Origin of the sequence: Bradyrhizobium sp. ORS 375, assembly GCF_000239775.1 — a bacterium.
GTDB lineage: Bacteria > Pseudomonadota > Alphaproteobacteria > Rhizobiales > Xanthobacteraceae > Bradyrhizobium.
In genome coordinates this window covers 31063-48724 of the sequence record NZ_CAFI01000420.1, presented here as the reverse complement: position 1 = coordinate 48724, position 17662 = coordinate 31063, and the positions used below count along the sequence as shown (strand labels likewise).

Below are 17662 nucleotides of genomic sequence, written 5' to 3'. Positions count from 1 at the left end.
GTTGTCCTGGATCAGGACGGGAGCGACCGTATACGGCGAGCCGCAATTCCTGCCCTATACGGAGGATCACCCGCTTGCGCCCGTGAACCCGTACGGACGCACCAAGCTTGTCATAGAGGATATGCTGCGCGACCAATGCGCAAGCGATCCATCATGGAGCGCCGCTCTCCTCCGCTATTTTAACCCCGTCGGCGCCCATGACAGCGGGCTGATCGGCGAGGATCCGCTCGGCGTGCCTAACAATCTGCTGCCTTTCGTCGCCCAGGTTGCGATCGGGTGTCGGGATCATCTCAAAGTGTTCGGCAATGACTACGACACGCCTGATGGTACGGGAATCCGCGACTACGTCCACGTCATGGATCTGGCGGAAGGCCATGTCGCCGCCCTGGACCGGCTGGACCAACCCGGATGCGCCGCGCTCAATCTCGGCACCGGCCTTGGTCATAGCGTTCTCGACGTCATCCGCGCGTTCGAGCTAGCGAGTGGCAAGCCGCTTCCCTTCAAGTTCGTCGAGCGCCGTCCGGGCGATCTCGACAGCTACGATGCGGCAACTGATGCGGCTCAATCGTCCCTTGGATGGTCAGCCAAGCGTTCGTTAGCCACCATGTGCGCCGTCATTGGCGCTGGCAGTCGCTCAATCCCGACGGATACGCCGAACAACATCAAGACGCACGGGCGTAGACGCTCGGTCACCTCTTTCGACGACTGAACCGCTTCCGGTCCAGTCACTGTCCCTGCTCAGCGATACGAGGTAACGCGACTATGAGGGCTGGTCTCAGCCAGCCGGTGGCGATGGTTCGGTCGACGACCTCTCCAGCATGGCCCGCTTGCCGCGCTCGCGCAGTCTCTGAAACGTGACATAGAGCATCGGGATCAGCATGATTCCGATCGTGCTGGCTGCGAGCATGCCGCCGAACACCGCCGTGCCCACCGCCCGCCGGCTGATCTGCGCGGCGCCGGTCGCAATGACAAGCGGCACGAGCCCGAGGATGAATGCGATCGAGGTCATCATGACGGCGCGAAACCGCATCTGGGCGCCGAGCACCGCGGCGTCGACGACGTCCTTGCCCTGCTCGCGCTGTTCCTTGGCAAACTCGACGATGAGAATGCCGTTCTTCGCGGCCAGCGCGATCAGCACCACGAGCCCGATCTGGGCGTAGAGATCCAGAGTGAGTCCGGCGAGACGAACGGCCACATAGGAGCCGAGGACACCGACGGTGACCGAAAGCAGCACTGGGACTGGAATCATCCAGCTCTCATACAGCGCCACCAGGAACAGATAGGCAAACAATACGGCCAATCCCATGATCACGCCGGTCTGCCCAGCCGCCTGCTGTTCCTGATAGGCGGTGCCGGTCCATTCGTACGAATAACCAGATGGCAGCGTCCGGTTGGAGATCTCCTGCATCGCCGCGATCGCCGCGCCCGAGGAGACGCCGGGCGCCGGCCCGCCATTGACGGTGATCGACCGGTAGTTGTTGTAACGCGTGATGACCTGCGGTCCCTGCACCATCTTGGCGCTCGCGATGGAGCGGAGCGGCACCATCTCATTACGGGCGTTGCGGACGTAGATCTGCCAGAGCGACGGGATGTCACGCCGATCCTTGGCCTCGCCTTCGACGTTGACCTGCCAGGTGCGGCCATACAGGTTGAAATTGTTGACGTAGATGCCGCCAAGTGTTGCCTGCAATGTCGTGAAGACGTCGCTCAGGTTGAGGCCCAACACCTGCGCCTTGGCGCGGTCGATGTCGAGATAGATCGACGGATTGCTGGCGCTGAAGGTCGAGAACACCCGCGCCAACCGCGCTTCTTGATTGGCCGCCGCGATCAGGCCGTTCATCACGCTGTTCATGGCGGTCGGGTCCTGCCCTTCCAGCGCCTCAAGCTGATATTCGAAGCCGCCGCTGGTCGACAGGCCGATGATTGGCGGCAGGTTGAAGGGCAGGACGTTTGCCTGCTGAATTTGGCTGCCGGCTGCAGCGGCCTTGGCGATTAGCGCCTGCGCCGATTGCGCCACGCTGGTCCGCTCCGCAAACGGCTTCAGCCGGACCACCATGAAGGCCGCGTTCGGCTCGGCGCCTGCGTCGAGCAGCGAGAAGCCTATGATCGACAGCACGTGGTCGACGCCGTCGAGCTTGCGCAGATCCTGCTCCACGCGTCCGGCCACCTCGCTGGTGCGCGAGACCGATGCGCCGTCCGGAAGCTGTACCATGACGAAGAAGGCGCCCTGATCCTCCTCGGGCAGGAAGCCAGTCGGCGTGATCAGCGACATGCCGAAGATGCCGGCCCCGCAGGCGATCACCAGCACGACCGAGAGAACCGAAATCCGCAGCAGCCGCCGGACGCCGCCGGCATAGCGGTCCCGCGTCCAGTCGATCCCGGCCAGCACACGCTGCATGATCCCGCGCCGGGGGCCCGTATGCCGCAGGAACACCGCGCAAAGCGCGGGTGACAGCGTCAGCGCATTCACCGCGGAGATCACCATGGCTGCGCTGATGGTCACCGCGAACTGGCGGAAAAGCGTGCCCGAAATGCCGGGAATGAAGGCAATCGGAACAAACACCGAGAGCAGCACGAGCGTGATGGCAATGATAGGCGCCGTGATCTGCCGCATCGCCTTTTTGGCGGCATCGGCTGGTGACAGCTCCGGCTCATTCTCCATCACGCGCTCGACATTCTCGACGACTACGATGGCGTCATCGACCACGATGCCGATGGCGAGTACCATCGCGAGCAGCGACACCGTGTTGGCGGAATAGCCGACCAGCAGCAGCACCGCGAAGGCACCGATCAGGCTGACGGGCACCGCGACGGCGGGAATGATCGTGGCGCGCAGATTGCCGAGAAACAGGAACACGACGATGACGACTAGGACGAAAGCCTCGGCAAGTGTCCGCAGCACCTCGCCGATCGTCTCGCGGACGAAGGTCGTGGAATCGTGCACGACCCGGTAGGTCAGGCCCGATGGGAAACGCTCCGAGAGCCGCTGCAGCGTCGCCGCGACGGCGTTCGCGGTCGTCACAGCGTTGGCACCTGGCGCGAGGTAGATGCCAATCGGCACGCCGGACTGACCGTCGATGCGAGCTTCCGTGTCGAGGTTCTGTGCGCCGATCTCGACCCGCGCGACGTCGCTGATGCGCAGCACCGAACCATCCGGATTGGCCCGCAGCACGATGTTGCCGAACTGCTCGGCGCTCGCGAGCCGGCCTTGCGTCTGTACGTTGAATTGGAACTGCTGATCGGGGCCGATCGGCCGGCTGCCGATGCGTCCGACCGGCGCCTGAACGCTCTGGCTTCGTATCGCATTGACGACGTCGCTCGGCGCCAGATTGAGGCTGGTCAGCCGTTGCGTGTCGAACCAGATGCGCATTGAATAGTTCATGCGGGCGAACAGGTTGGCCTGCCCGACGCCAGGTGTCCGCGCGATCGCATCGAGCACGTTGATGATGGCGTAGTTGGTGATGAACAGCGGATCCTGCTCGCCATTGGCGCTGTAGAGCACCAGGAACTGCAGCACCGACGACGACTTCTTCTGCACCGAGAGGCCCTGTGCCTGGACCTCCGAAGGCAGCTGGGACAGCGCGGTCTGGACGCGGTTGTTGACGTTGACGGTGTCGATGTTCGCGTCCGAGCCCAGCGCAAAGGATACGGTCAGGCTGTAGCTGCCGTCATTGCCGCTGGTGGATTTCATGTAGAGCATCTGGTCGACGCCCACGATCTGCGCCTCCAGCGGCTGCCCGACGCTCGCCTCCACGACGGAGGCCGAGGCGCCTGGGAAATTGCCGGACACCGTCACCTGCGGCGGCACGATGTCGGGGAATTGCGCGACGGGAATGCGCAGCAGCGCGAGGGCGCCGGCAATGCTGATCACGAGCGCGATGACGATGGCGAGCCGCGGACGATCGATGAAGACGGAGGAGATCATGTCAGCGGCCGCTGTTGGACGCGCCGGCAGGCATGCCGCCCGCCCCGCTGGCTGGAGGGGCGGCTGTCGGCTTGCCGGTGTCGCTGCTCATGCCGTTGTTGCTGCCGCCGCTGGATGCACCCGTGGCCGCGCCGACAGACTGGTTTCCGGCATTGCCGCTTCCAGCTGCGTTGAGATTATCGTCGGACATGGTCGCCTGGACCTGCGCGCTCGCCGGCCCCGGCGACACCTTGGCGCCGGCCTTCACGCGCTGCAGGCCTTCGGCAACGACTCGCTCGCCCTTCTCGAGCCCATGCGTCACGCTGGCGAGCGTTGGCGTCGACTGCCCGAGTTGCACCCGGCGCTGCTCGACCGTGTTGTCCGCCCCGACCACGAAAACGTAACTGCCCTGCTGGTCGGACAGCACAGCTGCGCGCGGCACCGCCAGGACCTCCACGGGCTGCACGCCCTCGAGCAGAACCGTGACGAACTCGCCGTCCACCAGTTCACGGTTGGGCGCTGAGCCATCCTGGCCGCCCGAGATCGGCGGATTGGCGATCTGACCCCTCACGGTGATGGTGTCGGTGTTGGTCGTAATGGTGTTGCTGGCGAAATTGAGCTGTCCGCGCTGACCGTACAGCCGCCCATTCGGCAGACGGATACGGATGGCGACCGCGTCGAATCCGCCCTTCGGCGCATAGCGGTCGCGCAGCGCCAGCGCCTCGCGCACGGCGATCGGGAACGTCACATACATCGGATCCTGGCTGACGATCGTCGTCAACACACCCGATGAAGGACTGACGACATTGCCCTCGGTCACCGCCGTGCGGCCGATCTTGCCGTCGATCGGCGCGGTGATGTCGGTATAGTTCAGGCTGATCTGCGACGCCTCGACCTGGGCCTGGGCGGCGTTGATCTGCGCTTCCAGGCTCCGCTGGGTGGCAATGGCCGCGTCGTAGTTGGACTGCAATCCGGCAGGACCGCTGAGCAGCGCCTTCGCGCGCTCGGTGGTGAGCCGGGCGTTCTCAAGCGTCGCCTGAAGCTGGGCAACCACAGCCTGCTTCGCGGCGAGGTCAGCCTGGAACGGTCCTTTCTCCAGCTCATAGAGCTTGTCGCCCGCTCTGACCTCGCCGCCTTCGGTGAACGAGCGCTTGTTGAGAAAGGCCGTGACGCGTGCGACCAGGTCGACGCGACGGACGGCTTCGATGCGTCCCAGAAACTGCTCGGTCTCGGTCATCGGGCGCTCCGCCGCGGCGATGACGCCAACAGCAACAGCGCCGCCGGGATTGCCCTGCGCGGCCAGCGAATGCGCCGAACCCGCCCACAGAATGATCGCGCAAAGCAGGCGGTAGCGTCCCGGCATCGTTTCCCTCCCGCTCGCCCTCGGACGGCCCGCGCCAGCGACACTGATGGATCGAGCGACCCGGCTGCAAACGCGGCGCATCAACAAAGGTTCATAATGTCGACCGAGCAGAAGGCGCTGATGATGCCGGAGCGATCGACGCGTGGAGGCCGCGACTACAAGGGTCGCCATGCGTCACCGCACGTGCCGACCCATTAACACATGTACGTGCGGAATGATCATTGAGCCTGTAGCAACATGAGGTCAGAGCGTCGTTTGATGACCTGTTCACAGTGCGTGAGAGGCTTTGTATGCGTGCGGCCCACGACCTGTCGATTCGTCGACGAGAGACCCTGCTGAAAGGCATGTCAGCCGTTGTCGCGCTGAGTGACGATGAGCAACAGCAGATCCGGACGGCAGGCAGCGAGCTCCGCGAGAAGGGCTCACTGATCGCGGAAGATGGCGAGCACAGGAGATCGAGCTTCCTTGCTTCCGGATGGGCGCTTCGGCAGGAGTTCCTGGCCGACGGCCGACGGCAGATCTCAGGCTTCCTGATCCCCGGGGATCCTCTCGCGCCGTTCAGCTACCTCGGAGAGCCGGTGTCCGACGGAATCGTGGCGATTACGCCGGTCGAAATCGTCGACGTAACCCATATTGGCGGCCCGCGGTCGGCACGCTTGCTCGATGTCATCGAGCGGTTCAACCTCACGGTCGCGCGCGACCACCTGCAATTCTATCGCAATCAGATGATCCGTCTCGGCTGTCACAGCGCCGTGCAGCGGATGGCGCATCTCCTCCTCGAACTGCACTCGCGGCTGATGCGGGTCGGCCTGACGTCGGACGGACGATATGAGTTTCCTCTGACGCAGGAAATGCTGGCCGATGCGCTGGGACTGAGCGTCGTCCACGTCAATCGGGTGATGAAGCAGCTGCGCTCGGCGGGGCTCGTGCAACAGACCGGGGGCAAGCTGCAGATCTTGAACCGGAAGCGGCTGGAGCAGCTGTCGGAATATTCCGAGTGACCGGCTGGCCTCACGTCACGAAGCGGAGCTGCCGCGCCCAATCCACCGTCAGTGCAATGCCGCGGTCCACGGACGTGGTCGGCGCGAAGCCCAGGCCCGCTGCCCTCGCGTTGGAATAGGTCACCTCGGTGGCGAAACGCTCGATCTCGTCGGCGTTCGGCATCAACCGGAGATCCGCTTCTGTCTTCAGCATCGCCGATTTCAGTTGCGGGCTCCGCTGAGCGACCGCGCTGACGAGGCTCTTGTGGTTCGCCAGCAGATATTTTCCGAGCTTGCGAACGGGCACGCGCATCGCGACGCGCAGACCCAAGGCGCGGTCCGGCGGCGCCAAGGGCGGCAGGTCGAGCTCCGCATTGAGGCGCTCGAGATAGGAATTCCAGGTCGGGATCTCCGGCCCGTTGGCGTTGAACACATCATAGCTGCCGAAGTCGCTGTCGATCAGGAAACGAGCGAGCCGCACCAGATCGCCGACATAGACCAGATTGCATCGCCCCTCGCCCGCGCGTCCCAGCGCCCGCCAGCGTCCGGACACCAGACGCTGAATGTAGGGAATGGTCCACTGCTCGCTGAACGGACCGTAGATGAGCGTCGGCCGGATGGCGGCGATGCAAAAACCGGGATGCGCGGCTGCACGGCATATTTCCTCCGCCTCGCGCTTGCCCTGGCCATATTGCGTGATGGGTAGCACGGGGCGGGTGTCTTCGTCGATCGCGCCGACGGCGGCACCATAGACCGCGACGGAGCTCATGTAGATGAGCTTCTTCACGCCCTGCGCTTCCGCGCAGCGCAACAGAAGGCGCGTCCCTTCGACGGTAACAGTGTTGTCATCACCTCGCCCGCGCGCACAATGGACGACGTAGTCGCAGCCTTCCAGCGCGGCCATCATCGACGTCTCGTTCATGACGTCGCATTCGACGATCTCGATCGGAAACCGGGCGATCCGTGCGGCGCTCGACCATCGGCTGATCCCGGCCCGTACCTCCGCCCAGCCCTGCAAATGAAACGCTTCGGCCATCCACCCGCCGACGAACCCGCCGGCTCCCGTGACCAGGACCCGCGGCATCATGCCATCCACTCCTTGTAGCTGTCCGGCCACAGTTCGGTTGCCGCAGCATAGAGCGAGTCGATTGCGACGAGGGACGGGATGACGTCAGCGGCGGCGACGAGCAGCTTGTCGCGGCCCGCAATGGTCTCGGTCACGTTCGTGACCAGGCGCGTTGCCATCGCCGGCCATCCGGTCGCGCCCACAGCCGGAATCGATCGCCACCCGCCCTTGCCGGTCTTCAGCTCCATCCTCGCATAATCATGCGTCGACCCCTTAATCGTGCCCTTACTTCCCTCAATTACGAAGCTGTTGGCGAGCTTGCCGTGAAAGCTGATCCCGAGATCAATCTCGATGTTGCCGCTGGCCATTTTTGCCAGGACGAACGCTTCGGGACCGCCATAGCCGTCCATGACGACCGACAGCGGCGTGGGCGTGTCCTCGATCCACCAGCAGATCTGGTCCAGGACATGCACCCCGATGTCAAGAAGCGCGCCGCGCGGACGACCCGTGCCCCACGGACGGCGGAAGTAGAACCCGGATTGCGTCGGCCAATCGAACTTGTGTCCTTCCGACCAGCTGATCCGCCTGATCTCACCGATCTCGTCATTCTCGATAAGCGCGCGCACCTTCGCATAAGACGGCGCGAGACGCCGGTATTGATTGACGGAGAGCAGACATTTCCCGGTGGCAGCGTCGACCATCGACAGCGCCTGGTCGGAGAACTCCGCGAACGGCTTCTCGACAATGACGTTGATGCCCCGTGCGATCAGCGGCATGGTCGTGGTCACGTGCAGATGGCTCGGCGTCGCATTGATCGCAAGACTGATGGAGTCAGGCAGATCCGCCGACGATGACAGTTGCTGCGCCTCCGCAAAGCCGAACTTGCGGATCGCCCGACTTCGGCTCTCCGGCGACGGATCCACGATCCAGGTCGCCGCCCGCAGCGCCTTGTCGGCTGCGAGCGCCGGAAAGTAGTACTGGTCGGCGATGGCGCCGCAGCCGATCATGGCAATCTGGACATTACTCATCTGCAACCTCATGGGCGCCATCTTGCGATATCTGGACGCCTTCGAAATTCATTCTTCAAACAGGCATTCAGTACGACTGGCGGACCGGACGCCGTACTCCTCAAGATCCGCATCAGCCAGGATGACCCCTGCAAGCCGCACTGGCGCGCTGACCAGCACTCCGATGGCGTCGCGCACGGATTGCTGGGGTGTCGTTTCGCAGCGGACGATGAGTGCGACCGCATCGAGCGCCGGGGCTAGAGTACGCAAATCGGCCAGTGGCGCCACCGCAGGCAGGTTGACGATGACATAGTCGTACAGCGCAGTTGCACGCTCGATCAGACCGTGAATATCGGGAGTTTCGACCGCGCACCGCGACAGGGCGGATCGCGACGGATCCCCCGCGCCGATGAAGGCCAGATCATCGGTGATCATATAGGTCGCATCGGCCAGAGTCGCGCGTCCGGATAGGACATCGGTCAGACTGCGCGCTCCATCATTCACGATGGCGGCCGTCAGCGCGGCGGTTCGGAGATCTGCATCAATCAGGAGCGTCCGCTTGCCGCACGCCGCAGCCAAATGGGCGAAGTTGCCGGCGATGACGGCGCTTCCTTCGCCTGGAAGCGCCGAGGTGAACCCGACAGCCCGTCCGCGATCCTCTCGCGGTACAGACCGATCGACGCCGACCTTCGCGTTGCGCAGACCTTCGGTGAAGCGGGACATCGGCTTGTCGAGCACGTACCGGCAGTCGCCGAAATTATCCAGCGACATCGACGTACACGGCCTTTCGCGACGGCTCAACCTTGCATTCGACCACAGAGGTCGCAGCTGATCCAACGGGGTCCTCGATGTACCTGCGCGGCTGATGCGAGCGGACGCCCGCTGGCGCTTCGGCACCAGACCGATCACCGGCACGCCCAAGGATGCCTCGGCCTGTCGAGCCGAACGAAAGCCATTATTGCTCAGCTCACGATAGGCGATGAGAGCGAGGCTGAGCAGCAGGCCGCACAGTCCGCTCAGCAGTAAGACGATGGACAGTTTTGGAAAACTCTGCTCCTGCGGAACCCGCGCGCCGGTCACGATCGTGGTCTGCTGGTACGGAAACGACAGCTGCTGGACCGATGTCGTGTAGCGGTCGAGCAGATGTTCGTACACCGATCGGTTGGCTGCAGCTTGCTGCTCAAGCTTGCTCGTCTCCTGCCGCTGGGCGCCGCGGAGCGTCGCCTGCTTCAAGGCCTCGTCGGCCGCGGCGATGTCGTTGCGCAGACGCGCGAGCCGGTCGTCCATCCAATCGATCTCGGACTGGATCGACCTGCGCCGGGCGTCGCGCTCACGATCGAGATGCGTCTGCATCAGCGTGTTCACCACGGTGGCGGCGAGCCTGGGCGACGTCGACGAGAAGCGCAGCGATATCATGTAGGTCTCGCGCACGCGCCGCACGTCCAGCCGGTTCTGGAATTCACGAACGGTCGCGGCGGGAATATCGCCGTTCACGGCCGGCGCAGGCCGCAGCATCGCTCGTAGCGTCGCAAAAGCGCGCGAAACCGCGCTCTCAGCGACGAGGTCGGGATTTGTGGCCAGCCCGAGCTGCGTGATCACGTCCCGCGCCAGCTGCTCCGATTTCAGCTTTTCGACCTGCGAGTCGACTGCGGCGAGATCGAGAGACAAGGTCTCCTGAGAGCCCGCCCGCATCGCCCCGGCCGGCTGCAGCGAGCGCAGCGGATCGACCTGCACCGTGCCTTCCGCGGTAAACACCGGCGTCGCCAGGAGAGCAAACAACAATCCCGCAGCGAGGGCAGCGCCAATCATCGTGATGAAAAGCGCCCGGCGACGGGATAACAGCGCCACGAACGCGCGCAGATCCCATTGCGAGCTACGGACAGCGTCCCGTATGGGATAGCTGAAGAGATGGGAGCGACTTTCGATGTTCAAGGCATCACCGGGTTTGCACGGTACTCAGCAAAAATCAGCAAGGACGGCCGTGCTCTCCATCGCCCATTTTTAGGCGCCCCGTGCCATCATTTGATAAGTCGCGCGGCGGACTTATCACGCATGCTGACGCATCGTTGTCCGCGTGGACGCAGCACGCCCGCGGCCACTCTTCAGGAGGTTGGATGCGTCCATACCAAACCCGCTTGAGAGGTCTGAGCTTCGCCGCGATCTTGGTGGCCGGGGCTCTGCACGCGACGCCGGTGTGGGCCGACTACAAGATTTCGCCGGGTGATGTCATCGACTTCTCGGTCGCAGGCGTGCCCGACCTGAAGCAGAAATCGGCCGTGGACATCGACGGCAACCTGACCTTGCCTTTGGCCGGCACGATCGCCGCCGCCGGTCTGACCTTGTCCGATCTTCGGACGAAACTGGCGGGAGTACTGTCGCAGCGCGAGTTTCGTCAGCGTGGTTACAACAAGATCGAGCGCGACGTGATCGGGGGCGACGAGATCGTGGTTACGATTGCCGAGTATCGTCCGGTGTATGTCAATGGTGATGTATCGAAGCCGGGCAGCCAGCCATACCGGCCGGGACTGACGGTGCGCCAGGCGCTTAGTCTCGCGGGTGGCTACGATCTGCTGCGGTCGCGGATCGAGGACCCCATCCTGCAGTCCGCCGATCTGCAGGGCAAATACACGACGGCTTGGCTCGACTATGCAAAGGGACTCGCGCGTGTCCGGCGTCTGAAGCTCGAGCTCGGACAGGCCGTCGAGAACGAAGACAAGGAGCTTGCCGCCGTCCCATTGCCGGCAGCGGCCTTATCGACCATCGCCCAGATCGAGAACGCGCAGCTCAGGATCGATCAGACCGATCACGACATGCAGCGCAACCATCTCGTCCGGCTGCAGGACCGCCTGCAGGAAAGCCGCAACATGATGGCCCAGCGCAGCCAATCCGAAACCGAGGGCATGCAGGCCGACCAGGACGAATATGCGCGGATCCAGGACACCTTCAAGAAGGGCCTCGCTCCCAACACCCGCATGGCCGATGCCAGGCGCATCGTCCTGCTGTCCTCGATCCAATCGCTGCAGTCCGCGGTCGAGTTGGAGCGGGCCAAGACTGACCTAGAAAAGGGATCCTGGGAAATCGGCAAGGTCGAGAATGCGCGACAGGCGAAGCTGCTGCGGGAGCTTGGTGACGCCAACATCAGCCTGGAGACATTGCGGTCTGACATCCGCGTCGCGGGCGACAAGTTGAGCTATGTCGGCATGCGGAAATCTCTCGGACGACAGGGCACCACCGAGACAAAGATCAAGATCGTCAGGGAAGGCCGTTCGCTGGCATCGACCCTCGACACGCGCCTCGAGCCGGCTGACGTCGTGGACATCGTGCTGAGCCTGGACCTTGACGACCGGCCTGTCCAATGATGCCTCCGTCAGAAAGTCTTCCGTCCTGATGATCCTTTTCCTATCGACGACGAAGCGTCACGGCTTCTGTCTCGGACTTGCACTCTTTGCCTTGTTTGGCACAGTGGCGGCGCCTTCCGCCGAGGCCACGGAGTTCGGCGCCTACGTCGGCGCCGGCTGTGACGGCGCCAAGCGGCTTCCAGGTTTCGAGCAGTTCGCCGGCCGCAAGGTCGAGCGGACGGTGGACGCGCTCGATCAGCGGACCTGGGCCGATCTCGAGTCCAGCATCGACTGGGTGATCGGCTGCTGGGACGGGGTGCCGGTCAAGCTGACGCTGTCCGTGCCCATGCTGACGCGCGACCGCTCGGCGACGTTGGCGGAGGGGGCCGCAGGCAAGTATGACGAGACGTTCCGGCGCGTCGCACGGACCCTGGTCGCACATGGACGAGATGACGCCACGATCCGGATCGGGTGGGAGTTCAACGGTGACTGGCAGCCCTGGTCGGCTGCGAAAGACCCCGCGGCATTCGTCACGTATTTCCGTCGGATCGTGGGCCTGATGCGGGAAACCCCGTCACAACGATTCAGCTTCGAATGGTGTCCGAACCACGGCCGGCACCAGATGGATCCCACCGAGGCCTATCCAGGCGACGATGTCGTCGATGTCATCGGAATGGACGTCTACGACGAGTCCTGGACGCCGCTCGACCGCGACCCGACATCTCGCTGGACCAAATATGTCTATCAGCCGTTCGGGCTCGAGTGGCAGAAGACGTTCGCCGCGCAGCACCGCAAACAGATCGCATTTTCCGAATGGGGCACGGGAAGGAATCCGCACGGCACGGGCGGCGCCGACAACCCGGTGTTCATCCGCGGCATGGCGAGCTGGTTTGCCGCCAACAAACCGCTGTATCAAAGCTACTGGGACAATCCGTCACCTGAGTTCAACACGATGCTGTCCAATGGGCAGTTTCCGCGCGCCGCAGCCGAGTTCGTCAAGCAATTCGGGCCAGACGCCGCGGCGCGCCCCTGATCGCGCCCATGCTAGCGTAGCGCAGCCGCTCGGCGGCTCGTGTCCACCGACCCTGCAGCGGTCGACCGGCTGCGCATGTGCAGGTGGTCGGCCAGCCGCAAGGCAAGGGCGAGGATCGTCAATGTCGGGTTCGCCTGCCCTGAGGTAGGCATCACAGAACTTGACGCGATGAACAGATTGTCGACGCCGTGCACGCGACAATCGGGATCGACGACGCCATGCTGCGGCGTAACGGACATCCGCGTCGTCCCGATGTGATGCCCCCCGACAATGCTGCGGTCGCGGATGCACGACGACAGCGCCGCTTCATCGACCGACAGATGGCCGATTCCGGTGCGCTCGACCTCGCGTTTCAACAGGCGGTGCGCGCGGACGATCCCCTCGACATCCGCATCGAGCACCCGCCAGTCCACCTTGAGACGGGGAACATCGTCGGCGTCGCGACGCTCAGACAGCGTGACCCGGCTATCCGAGTTGGGCAGTTGCTCGGCATGAAATTCGAGCGGGTAGCGATGATCCGCCGACGCCAGCACCACGGACGGTAGCTTGCGTCGCGTCAGGATGCGCCGCCTCAGCCACATCGCGGCAAACCGCGACAGCGCCGCGGGCTGCACGGCAATGTTCCTGGCGTGCCTGAGATAGTCGACCCGCGTGATCATGCCTTCGCTGAACTTGGCCGCATATTCCTTCTGCACGAACGACTTCGACAGGAACATCGCGGAGAGAATCGCATTGCGGTGCGCGGGATCGCCTGGATCCGGCAGGTGCGTTCGGAAGGTGATGTTCGGCAAGCGGAACAGCCGCTGAGACGTCTCGGTCAGCCAAAGTCGCCGCCGAAGATAGATTCCCTCACTGTCCCGCTGATAGTCGAACGCGAGCGCGGCCGGTGATGACGACATGTCCAACGTTCCGCCATTGGCGCAAAAGTGGCTCATGTAATAGCGACCGAGCTGATCGAAATCATTACCGATCCCGCCCGGCTTGACGTCGCGCGACGCCAGCAGCACGCGCGTCGCCTCCAGGCCGCCGAGCGCGAGAACATAGGTGGACGCGCGGACAAGGAATTGGCGGCCGGCTCTATCGGCCACAACAAGCTTCTCGACGACCGAGCCATTCGAAGTCAGCCGAATGGAAAGCAATCTGGTATGGGGCAGCACATAGATCCGGTTGGACGATGCGAGCTCGATGCCGAACCTCCGCCAGAAATCCGTCGGCCGGCTGAAGCGTTCGATCGTCGTCCTGACCAGGTCACCGTCGAGCCCGGCGGCCAGTTCGGATCGTGAACCGGCGAACACGCTGGCAGGATCGAACTCGTTCGCGCCGGCTTCGGCCGCGGTCATTGCTGCTGGATAATAGGCCGCAATCTCCTCATAGCCTACAGGCCAACCCGACTTGCCGATCCAGTCCCGGCGATCGAAGTCGATGCGGTCGAGCGGGATGCATCGCCCTCCCCAGAGTCGGCTCGTTCCGCCCAGAGCCCGCGTCCGATAGAGATCCAGCGCCGGATGAACCGCGGGCGCCGCCAGCTCGCCTGACAGCGCCGCGCGTCCTTCGCGCGTCTCGCGCGGTCCTCCAGCTTCGAGCAATAGCACACGCAAGCCCTTGCTGCCGACCGCCTGGGCCAGGGTCAGACCAGCCGCGCCGCCGCCGATCACGATCAGATCAAAGGATTGATCGTGGCGACTGAGGATTGAACTATCGACGATCATTGCCGAGACGTCCTTTGACAACATGAGTTAAGGCAGTGGCGACACGCGCACCTATGGTTGGCTCGATAGATCTCGTAAAGGAGAACGCATGCGGTTCAGCTATTTCGGCCCGGAGCAAGAGCGGCTGTCCGTGCTCGGGCTCGGGTGCAGCCGCATCGGCTCGCTCGGAAACGCGACGCCTTCGCAACAGATCCACCGGACCGTCGAGCTCGCGCTCGAACTCGGCATCAACGTATTCGATACCGCCGACGTCTATGGTCAAGGGGACAGCGAACTTACGCTGGGCAGGCTGCTCAAGCGCAGCGGTCAGCGGCCGTTCATCATCTCTAAGATCGGCAAGCGCTTCTCGCTGAAGATGCGCGCCCTGCGCCCCCTCAAGCCGATGCTGCGCTCGCTGATCGCGCAATCGGCTGGCGCGCGGCGCACCGTCTCGGCACGCCGTGGCGACAACATGCGCGCCAATTTTGATCCAGCTTATCTCGAGACAGCCCTGCACGGCTCGCTGCGTCGATTGCAGATAGAGACCCTCGACGCGCTGCTCCTCCACAGCCCGTCGTCCGATCAGCTCGCCGCCGCCAATCTCGAACAGCAGCTGCAGCGGTTCCGCCGCGACGGAAAGATCCGATATTACGGCGTGTCGTGCGATGACATCGCGAGCCTGACAGCGGCGCTGGCGTTCGACGGGCTTTCGCTGCTCGAACTGCCCGTCGATCTCATCGACACCTGCCGAAGGGCCGAACTCTGGCAGCAGATCACGAGCCGACGGATCGGCATCATCGCTCGCGAGGCCATCGCGCTGCGACCGACTCTGGCACCCGCGGACGCGGTATCGGAGGTGCTGCAGCCGGGCGACATCGCTTGCGTGGTCGCCGGCACCAGCCGGCCCGCTCACCTGACGGAGCTTGCGCGCGCAGTTCAATGAGCGACCACGCCTCACCTCGAGATCGCCTCACCAGCGATGGTTGGCGACGACGGCGATTGCGACAGAACAGGAAGCCTCCTGCCGCCGCGGTCAGCGGAGATGAGATAGCCGGCGGCCAGAAGCCAACAGTAGACGGTGTGAACGGGAACATTCAACGAGCCGTTCAAAAACTGGTACTGCACGAAAGCAATCCAGCACACGATGAACGGCGCGCCTCCTCCGAACATGGCGTAGACGATGAAGCCGATCCAGCAGATGAACGCGAGCAGCCCGTACTCGACCGCCATCTTGACGTAAGGTGGCCAAGTCAGGCCGAACGTCAGCTGCGCCAGATTGTTCACCGCCTTCGGCATCGTGCCGGCTCCGCTCCCCGCGAACAAACGCGTCGGCTCGTCGTGCAGAAAGGCGAGGAACCGTTCCACCGGCATGATGAAGCGGTTGTACGCGCTTGAATTGGATTGATCGAACTCCACTGCACGGTCGGTGAAGGCAGACAGAAGCCCCATGGCATCTGCTGTCACAAGCGCGATCGCCGCGAGCACAGCCAGCGTGATGAGCCGGCCGGGCGGCACCTCTCTGATCAGAAATGGAAGTGCCACAGCCACGATGATCAGCCCGGTTCCACCGAACGTCAGGACGAGCGCAGCAGCATTCAGCGCGATCCGCCATGGCCGCCTGAAAAAGGCGAGTTCCACCACCAGCCCCATCGCAAGGAATTGGGACGCGTGCGACGCCTCGAGAAAGAACAGACCGTTGGGCTTCAACCAGGGCGAATCCCATCGCAGCGGTTGGACGTAGACATATTCCAGGTATCTGTAGGGCTCGGGGATGACGTCCTCGAGATTGGGCATACCAAGACCCACGAACTGGGTCAGCCAGTCGAGCAGCACGACCGCACCGACCAAGGCGGTGAGGGACGCAAAGTACTTCAGCAGCCTCAGGTAGCTTACGCGGTGCAACGGCACCACGACCACCAGCAGCGACAACGTGATCAGCATCAACGCCAAGGATGGCATCGAGTAGCTGTCCGTCATCCTTCCGATTTGAGCCGCGAGCGCAGTGATCGATACGATACAGAACAGCAGCAGCCGCATCGGATCAATTCGGGCTCGTCCCGCGACGACCAATCCCGCCAGCGTCGCCCAATGGATGAGCAGTGCCACTGCGACCTGGCTGTCCCCGCTTCCGAGCGGGACCGCGATCTTCTGCGTCAAGACGATCACCGCGAACTCGAGCGCGAGCAGGTCGACCGTGCGCCGCTCGTCTGCAAGGGGCGATAATTTGACCTGATCCGCTGAAACCGCAGCAAGACTGCCATGCATAGTGGTCTATCCCCGGCGCAATCATCGTGCGCCCGTCGGTGCCGGCTCACTGGAGCCGACCTCTGAAAGAGCAGCTTACGCGGGGTGCGAATGGCGCGACCTTCACTAGGATTGTCCAAACCGAATTAACTTTGGCTAAGGGATCGAGGACCGGACCGACTACGATGCCTTCGCATTGCAGCGCGTGACGTGGGTCGACAACACCAGGGGAACACAGGCGTTTCGGGGACAACGCCAACGGCTCCACGCGATGCACCAATTTGGAGTTGATGAATGGGTCCCGATCATACCGCCGTGAGCGCACCGCATACTTCATTCGTACCTGCCCTGCTCGACAGTACCGTCGGCAGCAATGCCGAGTTCCCGACCGGAGGCGACTTCAAACGCCTCATGGACATCCTGATTGCGGTATCCGCTCTGCTGATCCTGACGCCTCTCCTGATCATGGTCGCGGCGTTCATCAGGCTGAGCACCGGAGACAGTCCGATCTTCGGTCACGAGCGTATCGGCTTCCGTGGCAGATCGTTCCGTTGTTTGAAGTTCAAGACCATGGTCAGCAATGGCGACGAGGTCCTGGCCAGGCACTTTGCCGAGTTTCCCGAGGCGCGGGCCGAATGGGAGGCCGAGCGCAAATTGCGCCATGACCCGCGGGTCACGCCGCTCGGCCGCGTGCTTCGGTCGTCAAGCCTCGATGAGCTGCCGCAACTGATCAACGTGCTCGCGGGATCGATGAGCATCGTGGGACCACGGCCAATCGTCGCTGCCGAAATCGAGCGCTATGGAGAGGTGTTCGGCTCGTACCGCTCGTGCCGCCCGGGCATTACTGGCCTCTGGCAGGTGAGCGGCCGCAGTAACTGCGCCTACGAACAGCGCGTTGCGCTCGATCACGCCTACGCGCGCGAATGGTCGGTCATGCGCGACTGCTGGATCATTTGCAAGACCGTCGTCGTCGTCGTGCGGCGCGAGGGAAGCTGCTAGCGCAGTATTTGCGTCTGAAGTTCCGTTTTTTACCGGATAA

13 protein-coding genes are annotated in these 17662 nt (G+C 63.5%); 6 read left to right on the top strand and 7 right to left on the bottom strand.

Annotated features, from left to right (window positions below):
* The first annotated feature begins 1 nt into the window (after position 1).
* A complete protein-coding gene (locus BRAO375_RS36625) occupies positions 2-709 on the top strand; it encodes an NAD-dependent epimerase/dehydratase family protein (protein ID WP_009030748.1) in 708 nt (235 codons plus the stop codon).
* Positions 710-775: 66 nt separating this feature from the next.
* Here the strand turns inward: BRAO375_RS36625 and BRAO375_RS27710 are convergent, their stop codons facing one another.
* Positions 776-3925 carry an efflux RND transporter permease subunit gene (locus tag BRAO375_RS27710; protein ID WP_009030747.1) on the bottom strand — a complete coding sequence of 1050 codons (3150 nt, stop codon included), beginning with the start codon at positions 3923-3925 and terminating at the stop codon, positions 776-778.
* A 1-nt stretch (position 3926) separates the two neighbouring features.
* Complete coding sequence (locus BRAO375_RS27705; protein ID WP_009030746.1) at positions 3927-5267, bottom strand: efflux RND transporter periplasmic adaptor subunit; 1341 nt, start codon at positions 5265-5267, stop codon at positions 3927-3929.
* A 344-nt stretch (positions 5268-5611) separates the two neighbouring features.
* On the opposite strand from BRAO375_RS27705, the gene BRAO375_RS27700 reads away from it, so the two are divergent.
* The gene (locus BRAO375_RS27700) at positions 5612-6268 is read left to right on the top strand and encodes a Crp/Fnr family transcriptional regulator (protein ID WP_175345380.1); all 657 of its coding nucleotides are present in this window, start codon (positions 5612-5614) and stop codon (positions 6266-6268) included.
* Between the two features lie 10 nt (positions 6269-6278).
* Here BRAO375_RS27700 and BRAO375_RS35770 read toward each other — a convergent pair whose 3' ends face one another.
* From BRAO375_RS35770 to BRAO375_RS27685, 3 genes are read right to left on the bottom strand one after another with little or no spacing between them, the layout of a single operon-like run.
* Positions 6279-7334, bottom strand: coding sequence for an NAD-dependent epimerase/dehydratase family protein (locus BRAO375_RS35770; RefSeq protein WP_009030744.1), 1056 nt, complete (start codon positions 7332-7334; stop codon positions 6279-6281).
* Positions 7331-8341: a Gfo/Idh/MocA family protein gene (locus BRAO375_RS27690; protein WP_175345379.1), complete on the bottom strand. Its 1011-nt coding sequence runs from the start codon at positions 8339-8341 to the stop codon at positions 7331-7333. Before BRAO375_RS27690 ends, BRAO375_RS35770 begins: the two co-directional genes overlap by 4 nt.
* A 48-nt stretch (positions 8342-8389) precedes the next feature.
* The gene (locus BRAO375_RS27685; RefSeq protein WP_083842552.1) at positions 8390-10252 is read right to left on the bottom strand and encodes a Wzz/FepE/Etk N-terminal domain-containing protein; all 1863 of its coding nucleotides are present in this window, start codon (positions 10250-10252) and stop codon (positions 8390-8392) included.
* A gap of 182 nt (positions 10253-10434) precedes the next feature.
* Between BRAO375_RS27685 and BRAO375_RS27680 the strand changes: the two genes are divergently transcribed.
* Positions 10435-11679: a polysaccharide biosynthesis/export family protein gene (locus BRAO375_RS27680; RefSeq protein ID WP_009030741.1), complete on the top strand. Its 1245-nt coding sequence runs from the start codon at positions 10435-10437 to the stop codon at positions 11677-11679.
* Positions 11680-11782: 103 nt separating this feature from the next.
* Complete coding sequence (locus BRAO375_RS27675) at positions 11783-12691, top strand: glycoside hydrolase family 26 protein (protein WP_175345378.1); 909 nt, start codon at positions 11783-11785, stop codon at positions 12689-12691.
* A gap of 11 nt (positions 12692-12702) precedes the next feature.
* On the opposite strand, the gene BRAO375_RS27670 is transcribed toward BRAO375_RS27675, so the two are convergent.
* Positions 12703-14400: a GMC oxidoreductase gene (locus tag BRAO375_RS27670; RefSeq protein ID WP_009030739.1), complete on the bottom strand. Its 1698-nt coding sequence runs from the start codon at positions 14398-14400 to the stop codon at positions 12703-12705.
* Positions 14401-14488: 88 nt separating this feature from the next.
* On the opposite strand from BRAO375_RS27670, the gene BRAO375_RS27665 reads away from it, so the two are divergent.
* Positions 14489-15322: an aldo/keto reductase gene (locus BRAO375_RS27665; protein WP_009030738.1), complete on the top strand. Its 834-nt coding sequence runs from the start codon at positions 14489-14491 to the stop codon at positions 15320-15322.
* A gap of 11 nt (positions 15323-15333) precedes the next feature.
* Here the strand turns inward: BRAO375_RS27665 and BRAO375_RS27660 are convergent, their stop codons facing one another.
* Positions 15334-16644: a hypothetical protein gene (locus BRAO375_RS27660; protein WP_009030737.1), complete on the bottom strand. Its 1311-nt coding sequence runs from the start codon at positions 16642-16644 to the stop codon at positions 15334-15336.
* A 273-nt stretch (positions 16645-16917) separates the two neighbouring features.
* On the opposite strand from BRAO375_RS27660, the gene BRAO375_RS27655 reads away from it, so the two are divergent.
* Entirely contained in the window at positions 16918-17622 is a 705-nt protein-coding gene (locus BRAO375_RS27655; RefSeq protein ID WP_009030736.1) for a sugar transferase, read from the top strand.
* Positions 17623-17662: the final 40 nt, after the last annotated feature.